Origin of the sequence: Rubrivivax sp. JA1026, from assembly GCF_011065555.1 — a bacterium.
Classification (GTDB): domain Bacteria; phylum Pseudomonadota; class Gammaproteobacteria; order Burkholderiales; family Burkholderiaceae_C; genus Rubrivivax; species Rubrivivax benzoatilyticus.
Map to the genome: position 1 here is coordinate 73119 of NZ_JAALCQ010000005.1, position 18325 is coordinate 91443.

Annotated in this window: 20 protein-coding genes; 16 read left to right on the forward strand and 4 right to left on the reverse strand. The window is 71.9% G+C overall.

All coding sequences use genetic code 11. The annotated features are described in order from the left end of the window. Window positions 1–14: 14 nt before the first annotated feature. A complete protein-coding gene (locus tag G5B56_RS10270; RefSeq protein ID WP_157998575.1) occupies window positions 15–830 on the reverse strand; it encodes a DUF4214 domain-containing protein in 816 nt (271 codons plus the stop codon). Window positions 831–992: 162 nt separating this feature from the next. Continuing rightward, on the reverse strand, window positions 993–2150 hold the full coding sequence (locus G5B56_RS10275; RefSeq protein WP_009856519.1) for a polysaccharide biosynthesis/export family protein: 1158 nt from the start codon (window positions 2148–2150) through the stop codon (window positions 993–995). Window positions 2151–2259: 109 nt separating this feature from the next. On the opposite strand from G5B56_RS10275, the gene G5B56_RS10280 reads away from it, so the two are divergent. From G5B56_RS10280 to G5B56_RS10290, 3 genes are read left to right on the forward strand one after another with little or no spacing between them, the layout of a single operon-like run. Continuing rightward, entirely contained in the window at window positions 2260–3396 is a 1137-nt protein-coding gene (locus G5B56_RS10280; RefSeq protein ID WP_009856518.1) for a glycosyltransferase, read from the forward strand. After that, the gene (locus G5B56_RS10285) at window positions 3393–4844 is read left to right on the forward strand and encodes a DEAD/DEAH box helicase (RefSeq protein WP_164963135.1); all 1452 of its coding nucleotides are present in this window, start codon (window positions 3393–3395) and stop codon (window positions 4842–4844) included. Before G5B56_RS10280 ends, G5B56_RS10285 begins: the two co-directional genes overlap by 4 nt. Before the next feature lie 28 nt (window positions 4845–4872). Beyond that, window positions 4873–5802 carry a carbohydrate kinase gene (locus G5B56_RS10290; RefSeq protein WP_164963136.1) on the forward strand — a complete coding sequence of 310 codons (930 nt, stop codon included), beginning with the start codon at window positions 4873–4875 and terminating at the stop codon, window positions 5800–5802. Here G5B56_RS10290 and G5B56_RS10295 read toward each other — a convergent pair. Beyond that, a complete protein-coding gene (locus tag G5B56_RS10295; RefSeq protein WP_009856515.1) occupies window positions 5799–6587 on the reverse strand; it encodes an SAM-dependent methyltransferase in 789 nt (262 codons plus the stop codon). The genes G5B56_RS10290 and G5B56_RS10295 overlap by 4 nt on opposite strands. Continuing rightward, complete coding sequence (locus G5B56_RS10300; RefSeq protein WP_164963137.1) at window positions 6584–7246, reverse strand: Maf family nucleotide pyrophosphatase; 663 nt, start codon at window positions 7244–7246, stop codon at window positions 6584–6586. The genes G5B56_RS10295 and G5B56_RS10300 overlap by 4 nt, the downstream gene beginning before the upstream one ends. A 106-nt stretch (window positions 7247–7352) precedes the next feature. On the opposite strand from G5B56_RS10300, the gene G5B56_RS10305 reads away from it, so the two are divergent. The 13 genes from G5B56_RS10305 (at window position 7353) to G5B56_RS10365 (ending at window position 17963) form a co-directional block, all read left to right on the forward strand. Next, entirely contained in the window at window positions 7353–7904 is a 552-nt protein-coding gene (locus tag G5B56_RS10305) for a DUF177 domain-containing protein (RefSeq protein WP_009856513.1), read from the forward strand. A gap of 160 nt (window positions 7905–8064) precedes the next feature. Then, window positions 8065–8247 (forward strand): 50S ribosomal protein L32, encoded by a 183-nt coding sequence (rpmF, locus tag G5B56_RS10310; RefSeq protein ID WP_009856512.1) that lies wholly within the window; start codon window positions 8065–8067, stop codon window positions 8245–8247. 112 nt (window positions 8248–8359) lie between these two features. After that, window positions 8360–9412, forward strand: a complete 1053-nt coding sequence (plsX, locus tag G5B56_RS10315; protein WP_029718510.1) for a phosphate acyltransferase PlsX — start codon at window positions 8360–8362, stop codon at window positions 9410–9412. A 4-nt stretch (window positions 9413–9416) separates the two neighbouring features. Continuing rightward, entirely contained in the window at window positions 9417–10400 is a 984-nt protein-coding gene (locus G5B56_RS10320; protein WP_009856510.1) for a beta-ketoacyl-ACP synthase III, read from the forward strand. Window positions 10401–10436: 36 nt separating this feature from the next. After that, window positions 10437–11375 carry an ACP S-malonyltransferase gene (fabD, locus tag G5B56_RS10325; protein ID WP_164963138.1) on the forward strand — a complete coding sequence of 313 codons (939 nt, stop codon included), beginning with the start codon at window positions 10437–10439 and terminating at the stop codon, window positions 11373–11375. Further along, window positions 11372–12103, forward strand: coding sequence for a 3-oxoacyl-ACP reductase FabG (gene fabG, locus G5B56_RS10330; RefSeq protein ID WP_009856508.1), 732 nt, complete (start codon window positions 11372–11374; stop codon window positions 12101–12103). Before fabD ends, fabG begins: the two co-directional genes overlap by 4 nt. Window positions 12104–12190: 87 nt before the next feature. Then, window positions 12191–12430 carry an acyl carrier protein gene (gene acpP, locus G5B56_RS10335; protein ID WP_009856507.1) on the forward strand — a complete coding sequence of 80 codons (240 nt, stop codon included), beginning with the start codon at window positions 12191–12193 and terminating at the stop codon, window positions 12428–12430. Between the two features lie 7 nt (window positions 12431–12437). Further along, a complete protein-coding gene (fabF, locus tag G5B56_RS10340; protein ID WP_164963139.1) occupies window positions 12438–13682 on the forward strand; it encodes a beta-ketoacyl-ACP synthase II in 1245 nt (414 codons plus the stop codon). A 7-nt stretch (window positions 13683–13689) separates the two neighbouring features. Beyond that, window positions 13690–14142 (forward strand): hypothetical protein, encoded by a 453-nt coding sequence (locus G5B56_RS10345; protein ID WP_164963140.1) that lies wholly within the window; start codon window positions 13690–13692, stop codon window positions 14140–14142. Then, window positions 14139–14747: an RNA polymerase sigma factor RpoE gene (gene rpoE / locus G5B56_RS10350; protein ID WP_164963141.1), complete on the forward strand. Its 609-nt coding sequence runs from the start codon at window positions 14139–14141 to the stop codon at window positions 14745–14747. Before G5B56_RS10345 ends, rpoE begins: the two co-directional genes overlap by 4 nt. A 38-nt stretch (window positions 14748–14785) precedes the next feature. Beyond that, complete coding sequence (locus G5B56_RS10355) at window positions 14786–15433, forward strand: sigma-E factor negative regulatory protein (protein ID WP_009856503.1); 648 nt, start codon at window positions 14786–14788, stop codon at window positions 15431–15433. An 8-nt stretch (window positions 15434–15441) separates the two neighbouring features. Next, on the forward strand, window positions 15442–16428 hold the full coding sequence (locus tag G5B56_RS10360) for a MucB/RseB C-terminal domain-containing protein (protein WP_009856502.1): 987 nt from the start codon (window positions 15442–15444) through the stop codon (window positions 16426–16428). A 50-nt stretch (window positions 16429–16478) separates the two neighbouring features. Next, window positions 16479–17963, forward strand: coding sequence for a DegQ family serine endoprotease (locus G5B56_RS10365; RefSeq protein WP_164963142.1), 1485 nt, complete (start codon window positions 16479–16481; stop codon window positions 17961–17963). Window positions 17964–18325: the final 362 nt, after the last annotated feature.

The following is an 18325-nucleotide window of genomic DNA, read 5'->3' on the forward strand; positions in this document are numbered from 1 at the left end:
CCGTCGTCTCGCGACTATCGCGAGAGCGACCGGAGCCGCTCGAGATTGGCCTCCTGCAGCGCCTGGGCTTCCTCTGCGATGCGTATCACGTGGTTCTCGAGCACGCGAAAGTCGCGGAGATGCCCGTTGACGTTGGCCAGGAACAGCAGTGCTGCGATCCAGCGCCCCACCAGCGGCAGCTCGCACAGGCGCAGCACGCGCAGGTGCGTGTCTAGGCCACGGATGGTGGTTTCGTGGCGCCGGCCCTCGTCGGAGCGCAGGAACTCACCGAGCAGACGCGCCTTGTGTTCGCCGGCGCGCAGCAAGGTTACGTAATTCTCCGCCCCCGCCGGGTCGGGCTCGCGGCGCAAGATCGCCAAGTACGCTGCACGCACGAAGCCCCTGTCGTGCAGCGCCAGGAACTCCGTGATGTCGTATTCACCACGGGTATTGGGCTTGAAACTCGGCTGGTAGTTGGTGCGGGCGAACAGTGGCGTGTCCATGGCGAACTCCGACGAGAGGGAATCGTTAGTGGCTATGCTTAGGGAGTCGTCCACCAAGGGGTTAGGTCGATGCAGGGCGAAGGCATGATCGACTGTGCCGGTGATCGCCCTCGTGCTGCGATCTTTGGCGCCGATCTGGCGCAGGTCGTCGATCTGCTGCCGCAATCTCTCGATTTCGGCGATGTGACGACGCAGTTGCAGTTCAAGTCGGGCGACCTTTGATGTATGGCGGGCATTGAGTGCCGACAGAGCCTGCGTCGCCGAAAGCAGTTTGCGTTCCAGTTCGTCGATCGCCTCGGCCTCGCTGTCGCGGATACTTTTGGATGCCGGAACGCTTTCCGGTGCCATTGAGTAACGCGTATCAGGTGCAGGTTCTGAGGCCGGGGCTGCCTGACGGCCTGCCCACCGTGCCGCCAGGGCTTGAGCACGAAGACGGAGCCGGCGATGCCCGCCGGGTGCCGGGCGCATGGAGTCGCTCTCGATGGGGGGCATGATTGGCGAACTGGAGCGTCACCGCGTCACGCTGATCGTGTTCAACACCGGATACACCACCGAGAACACGAGATTCAGGAACTTCTGCAGCTCGGCCGCCGGTGCGTTGCTGACGAAGACCACGTCCTTGTTGGCGACCGGGAAGCTCTGCATGACGAAGAAGCTCGCCGGGTCGCTCATGTCCAGGCGGTAGACCACCGGCACCAAGCCGTCGGGGGTGGTGCCGACCGGCTGGCGCGGCCATGCGAGCGCGTCCTCGCGCTCGAAGCGGAAGACGAAGACCCCTTGCGCGTTGGCGCGCGAGTCGACCAGGCCGCCGGCACGCGCCAGCGCCTGCGCCAGCGTGATGCCCTGGGCCTCGAAGGCGACTTCCTCGTTCTTGCCGGTCGCCCCCAGCGCCGTGAACGACAGCGGCTGGAACATCGCCGTGACGACGTCGCCCGGCTGCAGCGGCACGTTCTGCGCCGGGTCGCGGATGATCTGGTCCAGCGGCAGCGCGGCCACGGTCTTGCCGCGCGTCACCTGCAGCGTCATCTTGTGGACGGGCTGGCGAACGCCGCCGGCCATCGCCAGCGCGTCCAGCACGCGCTCGCCGCCGGCCGTCAGCGGCATGCGGGTGCTGGTGTTCACCTCGCCGACCACGGTCACCGTCGACGAGACGTTGCGCACCACGCGCACCAGCACCTCGGGCTGGTTGGCCTTGCCCTTCAGGCGCGACACGATCGTGGCCTCCACGGCCTGCGGTGTCAGGCCGGCGGCGGGGATCCGGCCCGCGAAGGGCACGCTGATCTGGCCGTCGCGGTCGACCACCTGGTCGGGCAGCGTCGTCGCGCGCACCGTCGAGGGGTTTCGCGGGTCCACCGCGCCGCCGCCGAACAGCGTCGCCGGCGGGGCCTCCCAGACACTGACCTCGAGCATGTCGCCCAGGCCGATCGTCGTGGCCACGCGCTGGCCGCCCAGCACCTCGGAGAACAGCGAATGGCGGCGCTGGTCGAGCAGGCGCCGGGCGACCTTCGCGTCGATGTCCACGACCTGCACGGCGCGGCTCGCGACCTCGGCGGTGGTGTTCTCGATCGCGCTGCGGCTCGGGCCGGAGGTCGGCAGCTGGTGCGAGCAGGCGCCGAGCAGGGCCGTCGACAGGATCAGGGGCAGGAGCGGTCTCGAGGAAGCCGACATGGTTCTCGTGCAGGAGGTGCAGGCGCCCTATCGTATCCGAGCCATCTTGACGTTTCGCATACACGCCGGCGTCGGCATTGCGTCATGGCCCCATGCCTAGAATCTTCCGGTGCTGCCGATGCTCGTCGCTTTCGCCGTGTCCGTGGTGTTCACCTTGTTGCTGGTGCGCTCGGCCAAGGTTCACGCCCATCGTTCGGGAGACCGCGACTTCTCCAAGCCGCAGAAATTCCACGCGGTGGCAGTGCCGCGAATCGGCGGCCTGAGCATCGTGCTCGCGCTGATTTGCGCCTGCCTCGTCATCGGCTACGAACACGGCGCGCCGTCCGGCCGCCTCGGCCTGCTGCTGATGCTGTGCGCGGCGCCGGCCTTCCTCGCCGGCTTCGTGCAGGACCTCACCGAGGCGGTCACGCCGCGGGGCCGGCTGGTCGCGACGGCGGTGTCGGCGGCGCTGGCCTTCCATTTCATGGACGCGGCCATCCGTTACACCGCGATACCCGGGCTGGACTGGTTGGTCGGCTTCTGGTTCGGGTCGTTGGTGCTGACGGTCTTTGCCGTCGCCGGCATCGCCAATGCGCTGAACATCATCGACGGATTCAACGGCCTGGCGTCGATGTGCGCGATGCTGATGCTGGCGGCCATCGCCTACGTCGGCTTTCAAGTCGACGATTCGCTGATCGCGCTGCTTTCGCTGGCCGGCATCGGGGCCGTGCTCGGTTTCTTCCTGTGGAATTTCCCGTCCGGGCTCATCTTTCTGGGTGATGGCGGCGCCTATTTCCTCGGGTTTTTCGTCGCCGAGGTTTCGATCCTGCTGCTCGTGCGCAATCCGGAGGTTTCGCCGATCTTCCCGCTGCTGGTCTGCATCTATCCGGTGTTCGAGACGCTGTTCTCGATCTATCGGCGCTGGTTCCTGCGCCAGCAGCCGGCGCACATGCCGGACGGCATCCACCTGCACTCTCTGGTCTACCGCCGGGTCATGCGCTGGGCCGTCGGCGACCGCAGCGTGCAGGCGCTCACCAAGCGCAACTCCCGTACCTCGCCGGTGCTCTGGGCGCTGTGCATGTGCTCGATCGTGCCGGCGATGGCGTTCTGGGACAGCACGGTCACGCTGGGGGCATTCCTGCTGGTCTTCGCGCTGCTCTACCTCGGGCTGTACTGGGGGATCGTGCGATTCCGCTCGCCACGGCTGCTGCTGATGCTCGGGCCCCGGCGCGCAAAGCCCGATGCCTGCGATAATCGGCGGAAATGACCGATTCCACTGCGGACAGCGCGGCTGCCACGAGCGCCCCGGCGCCGCTCTTCGACACCCTCGCCCTCGACCCCAAGCTCCTGCGCGCCGTCGCCGACGCCGGCTACCGGGCCATGACCCCGATCCAGGCCAAGGCGATCCCCATCGTCCTGGAAGGCCGTGACGTGATGGGCGCGGCGCAGACCGGCACCGGCAAGACCGCCGCCTTCACGATCCCGCTGCTGCAGAAGATGCTGCGGCACGAGAACACCAGCATGTCCCCGGCGCGCCACCCGGTGCGAGCGCTGGTGCTGGCACCGACGCGCGAGCTGGCCGACCAGGTGGCCGCCAACGTCAAGACCTACGCCAAGCACACCCGGCTGCGTTCGGCGGTGGTCTTCGGCGGCGTCGACATGAAGCCGCAGACCGCCGAGCTGAAGGCCGGCGTCGAGGTGCTGATCGCCACGCCGGGCCGGCTGCTCGACCACATCGAGGCCCGCAACGCGGTGCTCAACCAGGTCGAGTACGTCGTGCTCGACGAAGCCGACCGCATGCTCGACATCGGCTTCCTGCCCGACCTGCAGCGCATCCTGTCGTTCCTGCCCAAGACGCGGCAGACGCTGCTGTTCTCGGCCACCTTCTCGCCCGAGATCAAGCGCCTGGCCGGCAGCTACCTGCAGGACCCGGTGACGGTCGAGGTCGCGCGGCCCAACGCCACCGCCTCCACCGTCGAGCAGCGCTTCTACGGCGTCGGCGACGACGACAAGCGCGCCACCGTGCGCCAGATCCTGCGCCAGCGCGAGCTGTCGCAGGCCATCGTCTTCGTCAACAGCAAGCTCGGCGCGGCGCGCCTGGCGCGCTCGTTCGAGCGCGACGGTCTGAAGACCCAGGCGCTGCACGGCGACAAGAGCCAGGACGAGCGCCTGAAGGCGCTGGCCGCGTTCAAGGCCGGCGAGGTCGACCTGCTCGTGGCCACCGACGTCGCCGCGCGCGGCCTGGACATCGCCGACCTGCCGGCGGTCTTCAACTTCGACGTGCCGTTCAACGCCGAGGACTACGTGCACCGCATCGGCCGCACCGGGCGCGCCGGCGCGTCGGGCCTGGCGGTGACGCTGGTCACGCGCGACGACACGCGGCTCATCGGCGACATCGAGAAGCTGATCAAGAAGAAGATCGAGATCGAGCCCTTCGAGATCGAGGACGACCGTGCGCGCCGCCCGCGCCGCCGTTTCGACGAGGAGCGCGAGCTGGCGCCGCGTGCCGAATCGGTCGAGCGCGCCCCGCGCCGCGCCGCGCAGCCGCCGGCCGACCCGATCTTCGACCGGCCCTACGAGCCGTCGCCGTCGGCGGCGCCCGCCGCCTCCGACGCCGCGCCGGCCGCCCCGGCGGCGGCCCCGGCACGTGCGGCGGCCTCGCCCAACATCCGCCCCAAGCGCAAGGTCGCCGCGCTGCTCGGCGGCGGCCGCTGACGCTGCGCGGCCGGCGTCCCCGCACGCCGTGATCGTCGTCTGCGGCGAGGCCCTGATGGACGTCTTCGCCGCCGGCGAGACGCCCGCCGGGCTGCTGCTCGACGCCCGCTGCGGCGGGTCGCCCTTCAACGTCGCGATCGGCCTGGCCCGGCTGGGCCGTCCTGTGGCCTACCTCGGCGGGCTGTCGGCCGACGCCGCCGGGCGCCGGCTGCGCGCCGCGCTCGCGGCCGAGGGCGTCGACACGCGCCTGGCACCCGAGCTCGACGCGCCGACGACGCTGGTGATGGTCGACGTCGCGGCCGACGGCCGGCCCGGCTACCGTTTCCTCGGCACCGGCGCCGCCGACCGGCTGCTGCCGGCGTCGGCGGCGGCCGCCTTGCCCGAGGCCGCGCGGGTGCTGCAGCTCGGTTCCTACGCGCTCGTCGTCGAGCCGGTCGCCTCGGTGCTGCGCGCGCTGGTCGAGCGCGAGCACAGTCGCCTCGTCGTGGCCTGCGATCCCAACGTGCGCCCGGGTGTCGAGCCCGACGTGGCGCGCTGGCGCGAGGCGCTCGAATGGATGGCGCCGCGCTGCCGGCTGCTGAAGGCCAGCGACGAGGACCTGGCCTGGCTGTACCCGGGGGCCGACCCGGCCGACGTCGCGCGCGGCTGGCTGGCTGCGGGTGTCGAGCTCGCCGTCGTCACGCGCGGCGAACGTGGCGCCAGCGCCTGGACGGCCACGGCCGAGGCCCACCGGCCGGCGCCACCGGTGGCGCTGGCCGACACCGTCGGTGCCGGCGACACGGTGCAGGCGGCGCTGCTGGCCTGGCTGGCCGAACGCGACCGGCTGCAGCCGGGCGGCCTGTCGCTGGAGGCGGCGGAGCTGGACGCGGCGCTCGGTTTTGCGCTCGGCGCGGCGGCCCTGACCTGCTCGCGCCGCGGCGCCGACCTGCCGCGCCGCGCCGAGCTGCCGCCGGCTTAGCTGCCGAGCAGCGAGAAGACCGCCGGCAGCCGGTCGGGCATGTCCTGCGGCCGGGCTCGCCAGTCGGCCACCGGCCCGCTGCGTGTCCAGCCGCCGGGCAGCGTCAGCCCGCAGGCCACGGCCAGTCGCGTCGTCGGGGCCAGTGTCGCGGTCAGCGCCGCCAGCATCGCGGCATTGCGGTACGGCGTCTCGATCAGGATCTGCGACTGGCCCAGGCGGCGCGACGCGGCCTCGAGCTCGCGGATGCGCGCCGCGCGTGCGCCGGCGTCCTGCGGCAGGTAGCCGACGAAGGCGAAGTTCTGGCCTTCCAGGCCGCTGGCGGCCAGCGCCAGCATCAGCGAGCTCGGGCCGGTCAGCGGCAGCACCGGCACGCCGGCGCGGTGGGCGGCGGCCACCAGCGCCGAGCCGGGGTCGGCGACGGCCGGCAGCCCGGCCTCGGACACCAGGCCCAGGTCGTGGCCGGCCAGCGCCGGCGCCAGCAGCGCCTGCCAGGCGGCCGCCGGCACCGGCTCGCGGCTGCCCTTGCGCGGGCGCGGCAGCTCGGTGATCGTGATCTCCTGCAGCGGCCGGGCCAGCGGCACGACGGCGCCGACGCGCTTGAGCAGCGCGCGCGCGCTGCGGGCGTCCTCGGCGGCCCAGTGCGTCAGCGCCGCGGCGCGGCGCAGCACGCCCAGCGGCAGCACTTCCTGCAGGTCGATGGTCTCGGCGCCGAGGTCCAGCGTGTTGGGCACCAGCAGCAGCGTGCCGGGGCGGGGTGCCGCCGCGCTCGTGTCGGCGGCGCTCACTGGGGCTCCCGTCGGTCTGCGGCCGCTGCCGCCGGGCCGGAACGAGCCCCGGACAAGTTCTGAGGGCTCGTGGCGGCCAGCGGGTCCAGTCCGGCCTCGCGCAGCAGCGTGCAGGTGCGGATCAGCGGCAGGCCGACGAGCGCCGTCGGGTCGTCGGACTCGATGGCCTCGAGCAGCGCGATGCCCAGCGCCTCGCTCTTGGCGCTGCCGGCGCAGTCGTAGGGGCGCTCGGCTTGCAGGTAGCGCTCGATCTCGGCGTCGCCCAGGGTGCGAAAGCGCACGCGCACCGGCGCCAGCAGCACGCGGGCGAAGCCGGTGTCGGCGCGCGCGACGGCCACCGCGGTCTGGAACACGACCTCGCGCCCGCTCATGCGCTGCAGCTGCTCGCGGGCGCGTTCGTGCGTGCCGGGCTTGCCGATCGGCTCGCCGTCCAGGTCGGCCACCTGGTCCGAGCCGATGACGACGGCCTGCGGGTGCAGCGCGGCCACCGCCCGGGCCTTGGCCAGCGCCAGCCGCAGTGCCAGCGCGGCGGGGGCTTCGCCGGCGGCGGGGGTCTCGTCGACCTGGGGCGCGACGACGGTGAACGGCAGGCGCAGGCGCTCGAGCAGCTCGCGCCGGTAGCGCGAGGTCGAGCCGAGGATCAGCGGCGGAGTGTCCATGTCCCGGATTGTCCCATCCGCCTGCGGCCCGGCCGGCGGCTACACTCGGCGCCCCCGGACCGACATGCGACTGTCACATGGCGCGCGGCCCGGCAACCCCCGAGACATGGCCCGCGAGAAGAATCACGACCCCCGACGCCTCGACGTGCGCGCTTTTGCCGCGGCCGGCGCCACGCTGTCCGACGCCTGGCCTCAGGCCGGGTTCGAGCGCCTGGGCGCCTCGCTGATGCCGGCGGCCGCCGATGCGCCCGCGCCGGTCGAATGGCGGGCCGACGGCGAGCTTCGTCCGGTCGTCGGCGGCGCGCCCGAGACCTGGCTGCGCCTGGCCGCCACGACCACCGTGCGCCTGCAGTGCCAGCGCTGCCTGCAGCCGGTGGCCGAGCCGCTGGCCGTCGATCGCTGGTTCCGCTTCGTCGACAGCGAGGAAGAGGCCGCCCGGCTCGACGAGGAGCTCGAGGACGACGTGCTCGTCGCCGCGCGCGGCTTCGACCTGCACGGCCTGCTCGAGGACGAGCTGATCCTCGCGCTGCCGCTGGTGCCGCGGCACGAGGTCTGCCCCGATCCGCTGCCGATGTCCGCCGGCGACGAGCCGCTGGCCGACGAGCCGGCGGCCAACCCGTTCGCGGCGCTCGCCGCGCTCAAGCAGCGTCCGGATTGATCCGGCATGGATTTCACCTTGCGCGGCGTGCTACACTGGCGGGCTTTGCGACGGTTGCGACATGGCTTCCGGCGCAGTCACAGCTTTTTTGCCGGCCGAATCGAGCGTGTCGCTCGGCTCGCGAGGACCGTAGTTCCGGCGCCGATCCCAGGAGATTGTCATGGCCGTCCAGCAGAACAAGAAGTCGCCGTCCAAGCGCGGCATGCATCGCTCGCACAACGCGATCGCCGCCCCCGGCACGGCCGTCGAGCCGACGACCGGCGAGGTGCACCTGCGTCACCACATCAGCCCGACCGGCTTCTATCGCGGCCGCAAGGTCCTGAAGACCAAGGCCGACGCCTGACGTCCGGCCGGGTGCCTCGGCACCCGCTGATCCTCGTGTCCACGCCGTCCGCGGCGTGAGTCCAGGGTTTAGCTCTCCCGTGTCTTCGCATCCCGCCCTGGAGCCGCTGCCGCTGGTCCGCATCGCCGTGGACTGCATGGGCGGTGACCACGGTCCTTCGGTCACCCTGCCGGCCTGCCGCGCGTTCCTGGAGCGGCATCCCGCGGCCGAGCTCGTGCTCGTCGGCACCGCCGAGGCGCTGGCCGCCGCGGCCGGCCTGCCGCGCACGCGCTGCGTCACGGCCACCGAAGTCGTGTCGATGGACGACCCCGTCGAAGTCGCGCTGCGCAAGAAGCGCGACTCGTCGATGCGCGTGGCCATCGGCCAGATCAAGCTCGCCGACCCGGCGCTGGCGGCGCACGCCTGCGTCAGTGCCGGCAACACCGGCGCGCTGATGGCGGTGTCGCGCTACCTGCTGAAGACCTTCGACGGCATCGACCGCCCGGCGATCGCCGCGCTGCTGCCCAACGCCCGCGGCCGCTTCACCAAGGTGCTCGATCTGGGTGCCAACGTCGACTGCTCGGCCGAGCACCTGCTGCAGTTCGCGGTGATGGGCAGTGCGCTCGTCTCGGCGCTGGATGGCATCGACGAGCCCAAGGTCGGCCTGCTCAACATCGGCGAAGAGACGATCAAGGGCAGCGAGACGATCAAGCGTGCCGGCGAGCTGCTGCGTGCGGCGCACGCCGGCGGCCACATCAACTTCCACGGCAACGTGGAAGGCAACGACATCTTCAAGGGCACCACCGACCTCGTCGTCTGCGACGGCTTCGTCGGCAACGTCGCGCTGAAGACCTCCGAAGGTCTGGCGGGCATGCTCTCGCAGATGATCAAGGAGGAGTTCACGCGCAGCGCGTGGACCAAGCTGGCCGCGCTCGTCGCGATGCCGGTGCTCAACCGCTTCAAGGCCCGCGTGGACCATCGCCGCTACAGCGGCGGCGCGCTGCTGGGCCTGCGCGGACTCGTCTTCAAGGCGCACGGTTCCTCGGACGCGCTGGCGTTCGAGACGGCGCTGGCGCGGGCCTACGACGCCGCGCGCAACCGCCTGCTCGACCGCGTGCACGACCGCATCGCGGAGACCCTGCAGGCCATGCCCTCCGGCGACACCGCGGCCCCGCAGGCCGCCTGAACGCGTGACCGCAGTACCGTACTCCCGCATCACCGGCACCGGCGGCTTCCTGCCGTCGCGCCGCATCACGAACGACGACTTCGTGCACATGCTCGCCGCGCGCGGCATCGAGACCAGCGACGCCTGGATCGTCGAGCGCACCGGCATCCGTGCCCGCCACTTCGCCGACGACGGCGTCAACTCGAGCGACCTCGCGCTGGAGGCCTCGCGCCGCGCGCTCGAGGCCGCCGGCCGCTCGGCCGCCGACGTCGACCTGATCATCGTCGCGACCTCGACGCCGGACATGGTGTTCCCGTCGACGGCGACGATCCTGCAGGCCAAGCTCGGCGTGCACGGCTGCCCGGCCTTCGACGTGCAGGCGGTGTGCTCGGGCTTCGTCTACGCGCTGACCGTCGCCGACGCGATGATCCGCGCCGGCAGCGCGCGCTGCGCGCTCGTCGTCGGCGCCGAGGTCTTCTCGCGCCTGCTCGACTTCAACGACCGCACGACCTGCGTGCTCTTCGGCGACGGCGCCGGCGCCGTGGTGCTGGAAGCCAGCGACGTGCCCGGCATCCTGGCCACCGAGTTGCACGCCGACGGCCGCCACGCCGGCATCCTCTGCGTGCCCGGCACGGTGTCCGGCGGCCAGGTGTCCGGCCTGCCGCTGCTGCGCATGGACGGCCAGGCGGTCTTCAAGCTCGCCGTCGGCGTGCTGGAGAATGCCGCCCGCGCGGTGCTGGCCAAGGCCGGCCGCAGCGAGGCCGACATCGACTGGCTGATCCCGCACCAGGCCAACATCCGCATCATGAACGGCACCGCGCGCAAGCTGAAGCTGGCGCCCGAGCGTCTCGTCGTCACCGTCGACGAGCACGGCAACACGTCGGCGGCCTCGGTGCCGCTGGCGCTGGACGCCGCGGTGCGAAGCGGCCGCGTGCAGCGCGGCGAGACCGTGCTGCTCGAGGGTGTCGGCGGCGGCTTCACCTGGGGCGCGGTGCTGCTCGACTTCTGAGCCGCCGAACCCGTCCGACGACAGGAGACACACAAGATGGCTGAGTTCGCATTCGTCTTTCCCGGCCAGGGATCGCAATCGGTCGGCATGCTCGACGCCTGGGGCGATCACCCCGCCGTGCGCGCGACGCTCGAAGAGGCGTCGGCCGCCGCCGGCCTGGACGTCGCCGCGCTGATCCACGGTGGTCCCAAGGAAGCACTGGACCTCACGGTCAACACGCAGATGGTGATGCTGGTCGCCGGCGTCGCCAACTACCGTGCCTGGCTGGCCGAAGGCGGCGCCGCTCCGTCGGCCGTCGCCGGCCACTCGCTGGGCGAGTACGCGGCGCTGGTCGCCGCCGGTGCGCTGACGCTGGCCGACGCGGTGCCGCTGGTGCGCTTCCGCGCCCAGGCGATGCAGGAAGCGGTGCCGGTCGGCGCCGGCGCGATGGTCGCCGTGCTCGGCCTGGACGGCGACGTCGTGCGCGCCTGCTGCGAGCAGGCCGCGCGTGATGCCGGCGAGTGTGTCGCCGCCGCCAACTTCAACGACCCCAAGCAGACCGTCATCGCCGGCACCAAGGCCGCCGTCGAGCTGGCCGCCCAGGCGCTGAAGGCCGCCGGCGCCAAGCGCACGCTGCCGCTGCCGGTGTCGGCGCCGTTCCATTCGGCGCTGATGCAGCCGGCCGCCGAGCGCCTGAAGGAAAAGCTGGCGACGACCCCGGTTGCCGCGCCGACCATCGCCGTCGTCAACAACATCGACGTCGCCGTCGAGACCGACCCCGAGCGCATCCGCGACGCGCTGTACCGCCAGGCCTTCGGCCCGGTGCGCTGGGTCGAGGTGGTGCAGGCGCTGCGTGCGCGCGGCTGCACGGCCGTGATCGAATGCGGCCCGGGCAAGGTGCTGTCGGGCCTGGTGCGCCGCATCGACGCCGAGATCGCGTCGACGACCATCCTCGACCCGCAATCGCTGGCTGCCGCCAAGGAACTCCTGCAATGAGCGACACGCAACGCATCGCCCTCGTCACCGGCGCCTCGCGCGGCATCGGCCGCGCCATCGCCGCCGCGCTGGCGGCCGACGGCTTCCGGGTCGTCGGCACCGCCACCAGCGAAGCCGGCGCCGCCGCGATCGAGGCCGCGCTGCCCGGCGTGCAGGGCAGGGTGCTGAACGTCACCGACGCCGCCGCGTCGGATGCGCTGATCGACGCCCTGGTCAAGGAACACGGCGCGCTGCACGTGCTCGTCAACAACGCCGGCATCACCCGCGACACGCTGGCGATGCGCATGAAGGACGAGGACTGGGACGCGGTGCTGGACACCAACCTGAAGGCCGTCTTCCGCCTCAGCCGCGCCGTGATGCGGCCGATGATGAAGCAGCGCTGGGGCCGCATCGTCAACATCACCTCGGTCGTCGGTGCCTCGGGCAACGCCGGCCAGGCCAACTACGCCGCCGCCAAGGCCGGTGTCGCCGGCATGACGCGTGCGCTGGCGCGCGAGCTCGGCAGCCGCAACATCACCGTCAACTGCGTCGCGCCCGGCTTCATCGCCACCGACATGACCGAAACCCTGCCCGAGGCGCAGAAGGCCGCGCTGCTGGCGCAGATCCCGCTGGGCCGCCTGGGTGCGGCCGACGAGGTCGCGCACGCGGTCGCCTTCCTGTGCAGCGAGAAGGCCGCCTACGTGACCGGCACCGAGCTGCACGTCAACGGCGGCATGTACATGGCCTGACAAAGGCCGCCGTTCGTCAAAAATCCGGCCCCTGCCCCACCGGTAGAATCGTGGGCTGTTTACCGATACACCCCTCCTGGAGGAGTCATGAGCGATATTGAAGCCCGTGTCAAGAAGATCATCGCCGAACAGCTCGGCGTGCCCGAGTCGGACGTCACCAACGAGAAGGCCTTCGTGGCCGACCTGGGTGCCGACTCGCTCGACACGGTGGAACTCGTGATGGCGCTCGAAGACGAGTTCGGCATCGAGATCCCGGACGAGGAAGCCGAGAAGATCACCACGGTGCAGCTCGCGATCGACTACGCGGTCGCGCACCAGAAGGCCTGATCTGCGCATGAGCAGGCGCAGAGTCGTCGTCACCGGCCTCGGGCTCGTCAGCTCGGTCGGCAACTCGGTGGCCGAAGGCTGGGCGAACATCGTCGCCGGCAGGAGCGGCATCGGACCGATCACGAAGTTCGATGCTTCCGCGTTCGCCTGCCGCATCGCCGGCGAGGTGAAGGGTTTCAACGTCGAGGACTACATCCCGGCGAAGGAAGCCCGCCACATGGACACGTTCATCCACTACGGGATGGCGGCCTCGATCCAGGCGGTCCAGGACGCGGGTCTGCCGCAGGGCAGCGAGCTCGACGAAGCCGCGGCCGAGCGCATCGGCGTGATGGTCGGCTCGGGCATCGGCGGTCTGCCGATGATCGAGCAGACCCAGGCCGAGTACGGCGCCCGTGGCCCGCGGCGGATCTCGCCGTTCTTCGTGCCGTCGTCGATCATCAACATGATCTCGGGGCACGTGTCGATCCGTTTCGGCTACACCGGCCCGAACCTGTCGATCGTCACCGCCTGCACGACCGGCCTGCATTGCATCGGTGAAGCCGGCCGCATGATCGAGTACGGCGATGCCGACGTGATGATCGCCGGCGGTGCCGAGTCGACCGTCTCGCCGCTGGGTATCGGCGGTTTTGCTTCCGCGCGTGCGCTGTCGACCCGCAACGACGACCCGCAGGCCGCGTCCCGCCCCTGGGACAAGGACCGCGACGGTTTCGTGCTGGGCGAAGGTGCCGGCGTGCTCGTGCTCGAGGAGTACGAACACGCGAAGAAGCGCGGCGCCAAGATCTACGCGGAGCTCGCCGGTTTCGGCATGGGTGCCGATGCGTACCACATGACCGCGCCGAACGTCGACGGCCCCAAGCGCTCGATGAAGGCGGCGCTGCGCAACGCCGGCATCAACGCCGACGAGGTGCAGTACCTCAACGCGCACGGCACCTCGACGCCGCTGGGCGACGCCAACGAGACCAACGCGATCAAGCTCGCGTTCGGCGACCACGCCCACAAGCTGGTCGTCAACTCGACCAAGTCGATGACCGGCCACCTGCTGGGTGGTGCCGGCGGCGTCGAGTCGCTGTTCTCGGTGCTGGCGCTGCATCACCAGGTCTCGCCGCCGACGATCAACCTCGTCAACCCGGATCCGGACTGCGATCTCGACTACTGCGCCAACGAGGCGCGGGAGATGAAGATCGACATCGCCGTGAAGAACAACTTCGGGTTCGGCGGCACCAACGGCACGCTGGTGTTCCGCCGCGTGTGACGAGCGCGTGCGCCATCCGCCGCCGGTCGCCGTGACCTGCTCGGGTGGCGTGCCCTGGCGCGCCGCCCAGGCGCTGCTCGCGGCGGCTGCCGCGGGCTGCGCCTGCGCCTGGCTGCAGGCGCATCTCGGTGACGGCCACCCGTCGCCGGCGCTCGCGCTGGCGGCGGCGCTGCTGGCCGCTGCGACGGCCTGGGCCGGGGCGTCGCCTCGGCCGCTGGCGCTGCGCTGGGACGGCAGCGCCTGGATGGCCGCCGACACACCCTGCCGCCCCGAGGTCGCCATCGACCTCGGCGGCTGGATGCTGCTGCGCCTGCGTCCGGCGCGCGGCCCGGCGCGCTGGGCCGCGGTCGCCGCCGGCGACGCCGGTGGCCGATGGCACGGGCTGCGCACCGCGCTGCATGCCCGGTCCGCCGTCCCCGACACCGACCCGCCGCGCGCGAGCGCGCGCGCTGCGCCATGAGCGACGCCGACGCCGACGTCCTGCTGGTCGAGCGCGCCCGGCGCGGCGACGTGCGTGCCTTCGAGATGCTGGTCGTCAAGTACCAGCGGCGCATCGAGCGCCTCATCGCGCGCATGGTGCGCGACGACGCGCTGGTGCAGGACATCGCGCAGGAGACCTTCATCCGCGCCTACCGCGCGATCGCCCAGTTCCGCGGCGAGAGCGCGTTCTACACCTGGCTCTACCGCATCGCCGTCAACACGGCGAAGAAGTCGCTGGTCGAGTTGCGCCGCGACCCCCTCGTCTCGGAGGGCTCGCTGGCGTCTCGTGACGACGGCGATGAAACTTCTCGTGTCGAAAACGAACTAAGCGATGGCGCGACCCCCGAATCCTTGCTCGCAAGCCGGGAGATCGCGTCTGCCGTGAACGCGGCGATCGAGGCCTTGTCGGAGGATCTCCGTCAGGCCATCACGCTGCGCGAGATCGAAGGTCTGAGTTACGAAGAGATCGCCGACGTGATGAACTGCCCCATCGGAACCGTGCGTTCGCGCATCTTCCGGGCGCGTGAGGCGATCGCCACGCGGCTGCGGCCGCTGCTCGACACCCGCGAGGGCGAACGCTGGTGAACCCGGCCGTCCTCGCGAAGCAACCACCGATTGACCCGATGAACCAGAACCGCTCCAGCGCCATGCCTCCCGCGGATTCCACAGCGTCCCTGCTGTCGGCCCTGGCCGACGGCGACCCGGATGCGCTGGACGAGAGTTGCGCGCGCTGGCGTGACGACCCCGAGGCCCGCCGCACCTGGCATGCCTACCAACTCATCGGCGACGTGATGCGGTCGGAGGACCTGGCGAGCACCGCGTCGCGCGACGCCGCCTTCCTCGCCGGCTTGCGCGCGCGCCTGGCCGAGGAGCCGGTGGTGCTGGCGCCCGAGCCGATCGAGCGGCCCCCGGTCGCGGTGCCTCCCGCCGTCGCGGTCACGCGTCGGCGCCACGGCTGGCTGGCGCCGGCGGCGGTGGCCGCGGGTTTTGTCGCCGTGGCCGGTGTCGTCGTCGTCACCCGCATGTCCTCGGTGCCTCCCGGCGGCGCCGTGCTGGCCGACGCTCCGGCGACGCCGGGTCTGAGCCTGGCGACGACCGGCGCCGCCGCGCCGCGCGCGCTGGTCGTCGAGGGCCGGCTGATCCGCGACGCGCGCCTCGACGCCTACCTGCGCGCGCACCGCGACGCGATGGCCGGCGGTGCGGCGGCGTTGCCCGGCGGCGTGCCGCGCAACGTCGAGGTCATGGCACCCGAGACCGCAGCCTCGCGCTGAGCCCGCCGATGCGTTCCGTCGTCCGGCGCTGGTTGCCGATCGCCTCGCTCGCTTCGTTCTTCGCTCCCTTCGCCCTGGTCTCCGCCGTCGCGGCGCCGCCGGATGCGCGCGCCTGGCTGACGCGCATCCATGCCGCGGCCTACGAGCGCAACTACCAGGGCACGCTCGTCGTCAGCGCCAACGGCGTGGTGTCGAGCTCGCGCATCGCCCACTTCGCTGTCGGCTCGCAGTCCTTCGAGCGGGTCGAGGCGCTGGACGGGCGCCAGCAGCGCGTCTACCGCGTCAACGACTCGGTGCACACGATCTGGCCGCAGGCCGGCGTCGCCGTCGTCGAGGAGCGCCCCGCGGTGACCCGGCTGCCCGGTTCGCGGCGCAGCGTCGACCCGCGGGCGCTGGACTACTACGACGCCAAGCTCGAGGGTGTCGAACGTGTCGCCGGCCGTGCCGCCCAGGTGCTGCTGCTGCAGCCGCGCGACGCCTGGCGCTACGGCCAGCGGCTGTGGGCCGACCGGGCGACCGGGCTGATGCTGCGCGCCGACATCGTCGGCCCCGACCGCACGGTGCTCGAGTCGACCGCGTTCTCGGCCGTCGAGCTGGGCATCCGGCCGCAGCCCGAGACGGTGACCCAGCCGCTGCGCAAGCTCGACGGCTACCGCGTCGTGCGCACGCAGCAGCAGCCGACGCAGCTCGAGGCCGAGGGCTGGACGCTGGAGCATCCGGTGACCGGCTTCCGCCTCGCCGGCGTCGTCAAGCGCCCGCTCGATGCCTCCAGCCGCGAGGAGGTCGTGCAGGCCGTCTACACCGACGGTTTGACGCACGTCTCGGTCTTCATCGAGCCGTCCGACGCCCGCCGCGACTACGCCGACCTGTCCGGCCACGTCGGCGCCACCGGCACGCTGCGCCAGCGTCGCGGCCTGCACTGGATCACCGTGATGGGCGACGTGCCCGCCGCGACGCTGAAGGTCTTCGCCGAGGCGCTGCAGCGCCGGCGTTGAACGCCGGCCGTCGCGCCCCCCGTTTTCCTGGCAACCCTCGCAACCGTCCCATGACCGACCGAACGATCCCTGCCGTTTCCGCCGCCGGCCGCGTCGCGCCGGTGCTGGCCACGCTCGCGCTCGCCGCGGCCGTCGCCTGGCCCGGGGTGGCCGGCGCGCAGCCCGCCGCCGCGCCGGCGGCCGCCCCGATCGCCGCGCTGCCGGATTTCAGCGAACTCGCCGAGCGTGTCGGCCCGGCCGTCGTCAACATCCGCACCACCGAGCGGGTGCGTTCCTCCGGGGCGCGCGAGCTCGATCCCGGCTTCGAGGAGTTCCTGCGCCGCTTCGGCATCCCGCTGCCGCGCTCGGGCCCGCGCGGTGGCGACGGCGACGACGAGGCATCGGGCGGGCAGACCCAGCCGCGCGGCGTCGGCTCGGGCTTCGTCATCAGTGCCGACGGCTACGTGATGACCAACGCCCACGTCGTCGACGGCGCCGAGGAGGTCATCGTCACGCTGACCGACAAGCGCGAGCTGAAGGCGCGCATCGTCGGCGCCGACACGCGCACCGACGTCGCGGTCGTCAAGATCGACGCCACCGGGCTGCCGACGGTGAAGATCGGCGACGTCGGCCGGCTCAAGGTCGGTGAATGGGTGCTCGCGATCGGCTCGCCCTTCGGCCTGGACAACACCGTCACCGCCGGCATCGTCAGCGCCAAGCAGCGCGACACCGGCGACTACCTGAACTTCATCCAGACCGACGTCGCGATCAACCCCGGCAACTCCGGCGGGCCGCTGCTGAACCTGCGCGGCGAGGTCGTCGGCATCAACTCTCAGATCTACAGCCGCTCCGGCGGCTTCATGGGCATCAGCTTCGCGATCCCGATCGACGACGCGATCCGCGTCGCCGACCAACTGCGTGCCACCGGGCGTGTCGTGCGCGGCCGCATCGGCGTGCAGATCGCGCCGGTGACCCAGGAGGTCGCCGAGGCGATCGGCCTGGGCAAGCCCGCCGGCGCGCTGGTGCGCAACGTCGAGAAGGGCGGCCCGGCGGACAAGGCCGGCGTCGAGGCCGGCGACATCATCACGCGCGTCGACGGCAAGCCGGTCGAGCGGTCGGGCGAGTTGCCGCGCATCGTCGGCGCCATCAAGCCGGGCTCGCAGACCACGCTGACCGTCTTCCGCCGCGGCGCCCCGCGCGACCTGAAGGTGACGGTGGCCGAGTTCGAGGACGACCGTCCGGCGCGCGCCGGCGCGGCGCCGGGCAGCGCCCCGGCCGCCAAGAGCGTGCTCGGCCTGACCGTGACCGAACTCGGCGAAGCGCAGAAGCGCCAGCTCGGCGTGCGCGGCGGCGTGCGTGTCGACACGGTGGAGGGCGCCGCGGCACGTGCCGGCCTGCGCCCCGGCGACGTCATCCTGGCGCTGGACAACACCGACATCAGCGACGCCCGCCAGTTCCAGGCCCTGGCCGCCAAGGCCGAGAAGTCGCGGGTCGTCAGCGTCCTGGTGCGCCGCGGCGACGCGGTGAACTACTTCGTCATCCGCCCGTCGCGCTGAACCGGCGCCGCCCTGCGACCGCAGGGCGGCCGTCGCCTGCCTCTCGCCGGACGGCGAAACGTGAGTGCATCCTCACATTCAATCTCCGTCTTCCGGCACCGCGCGGCGCGCGCACTAGAATCGCGCCCGTTCCGCGTCGTGTCGAGGCGCCGGCCGCCCGCGGCGGGCGGCGCCTGCGGCCCGGTGCGGGGTGGCGTCGCAGCGTGTGGACAACGTGTGGACATGTCGATCCGATGACCGGGCCCGAAGCCCCGGGAAACGGTCGGCGGAGGGCTTGCCGGCGGTGCCTTTTGGCTACAATGGACGCCCAACAAGCAGTTGCCATACGTTCTGTTGGAAGGCGCGTCACCTCTTGGACGTGC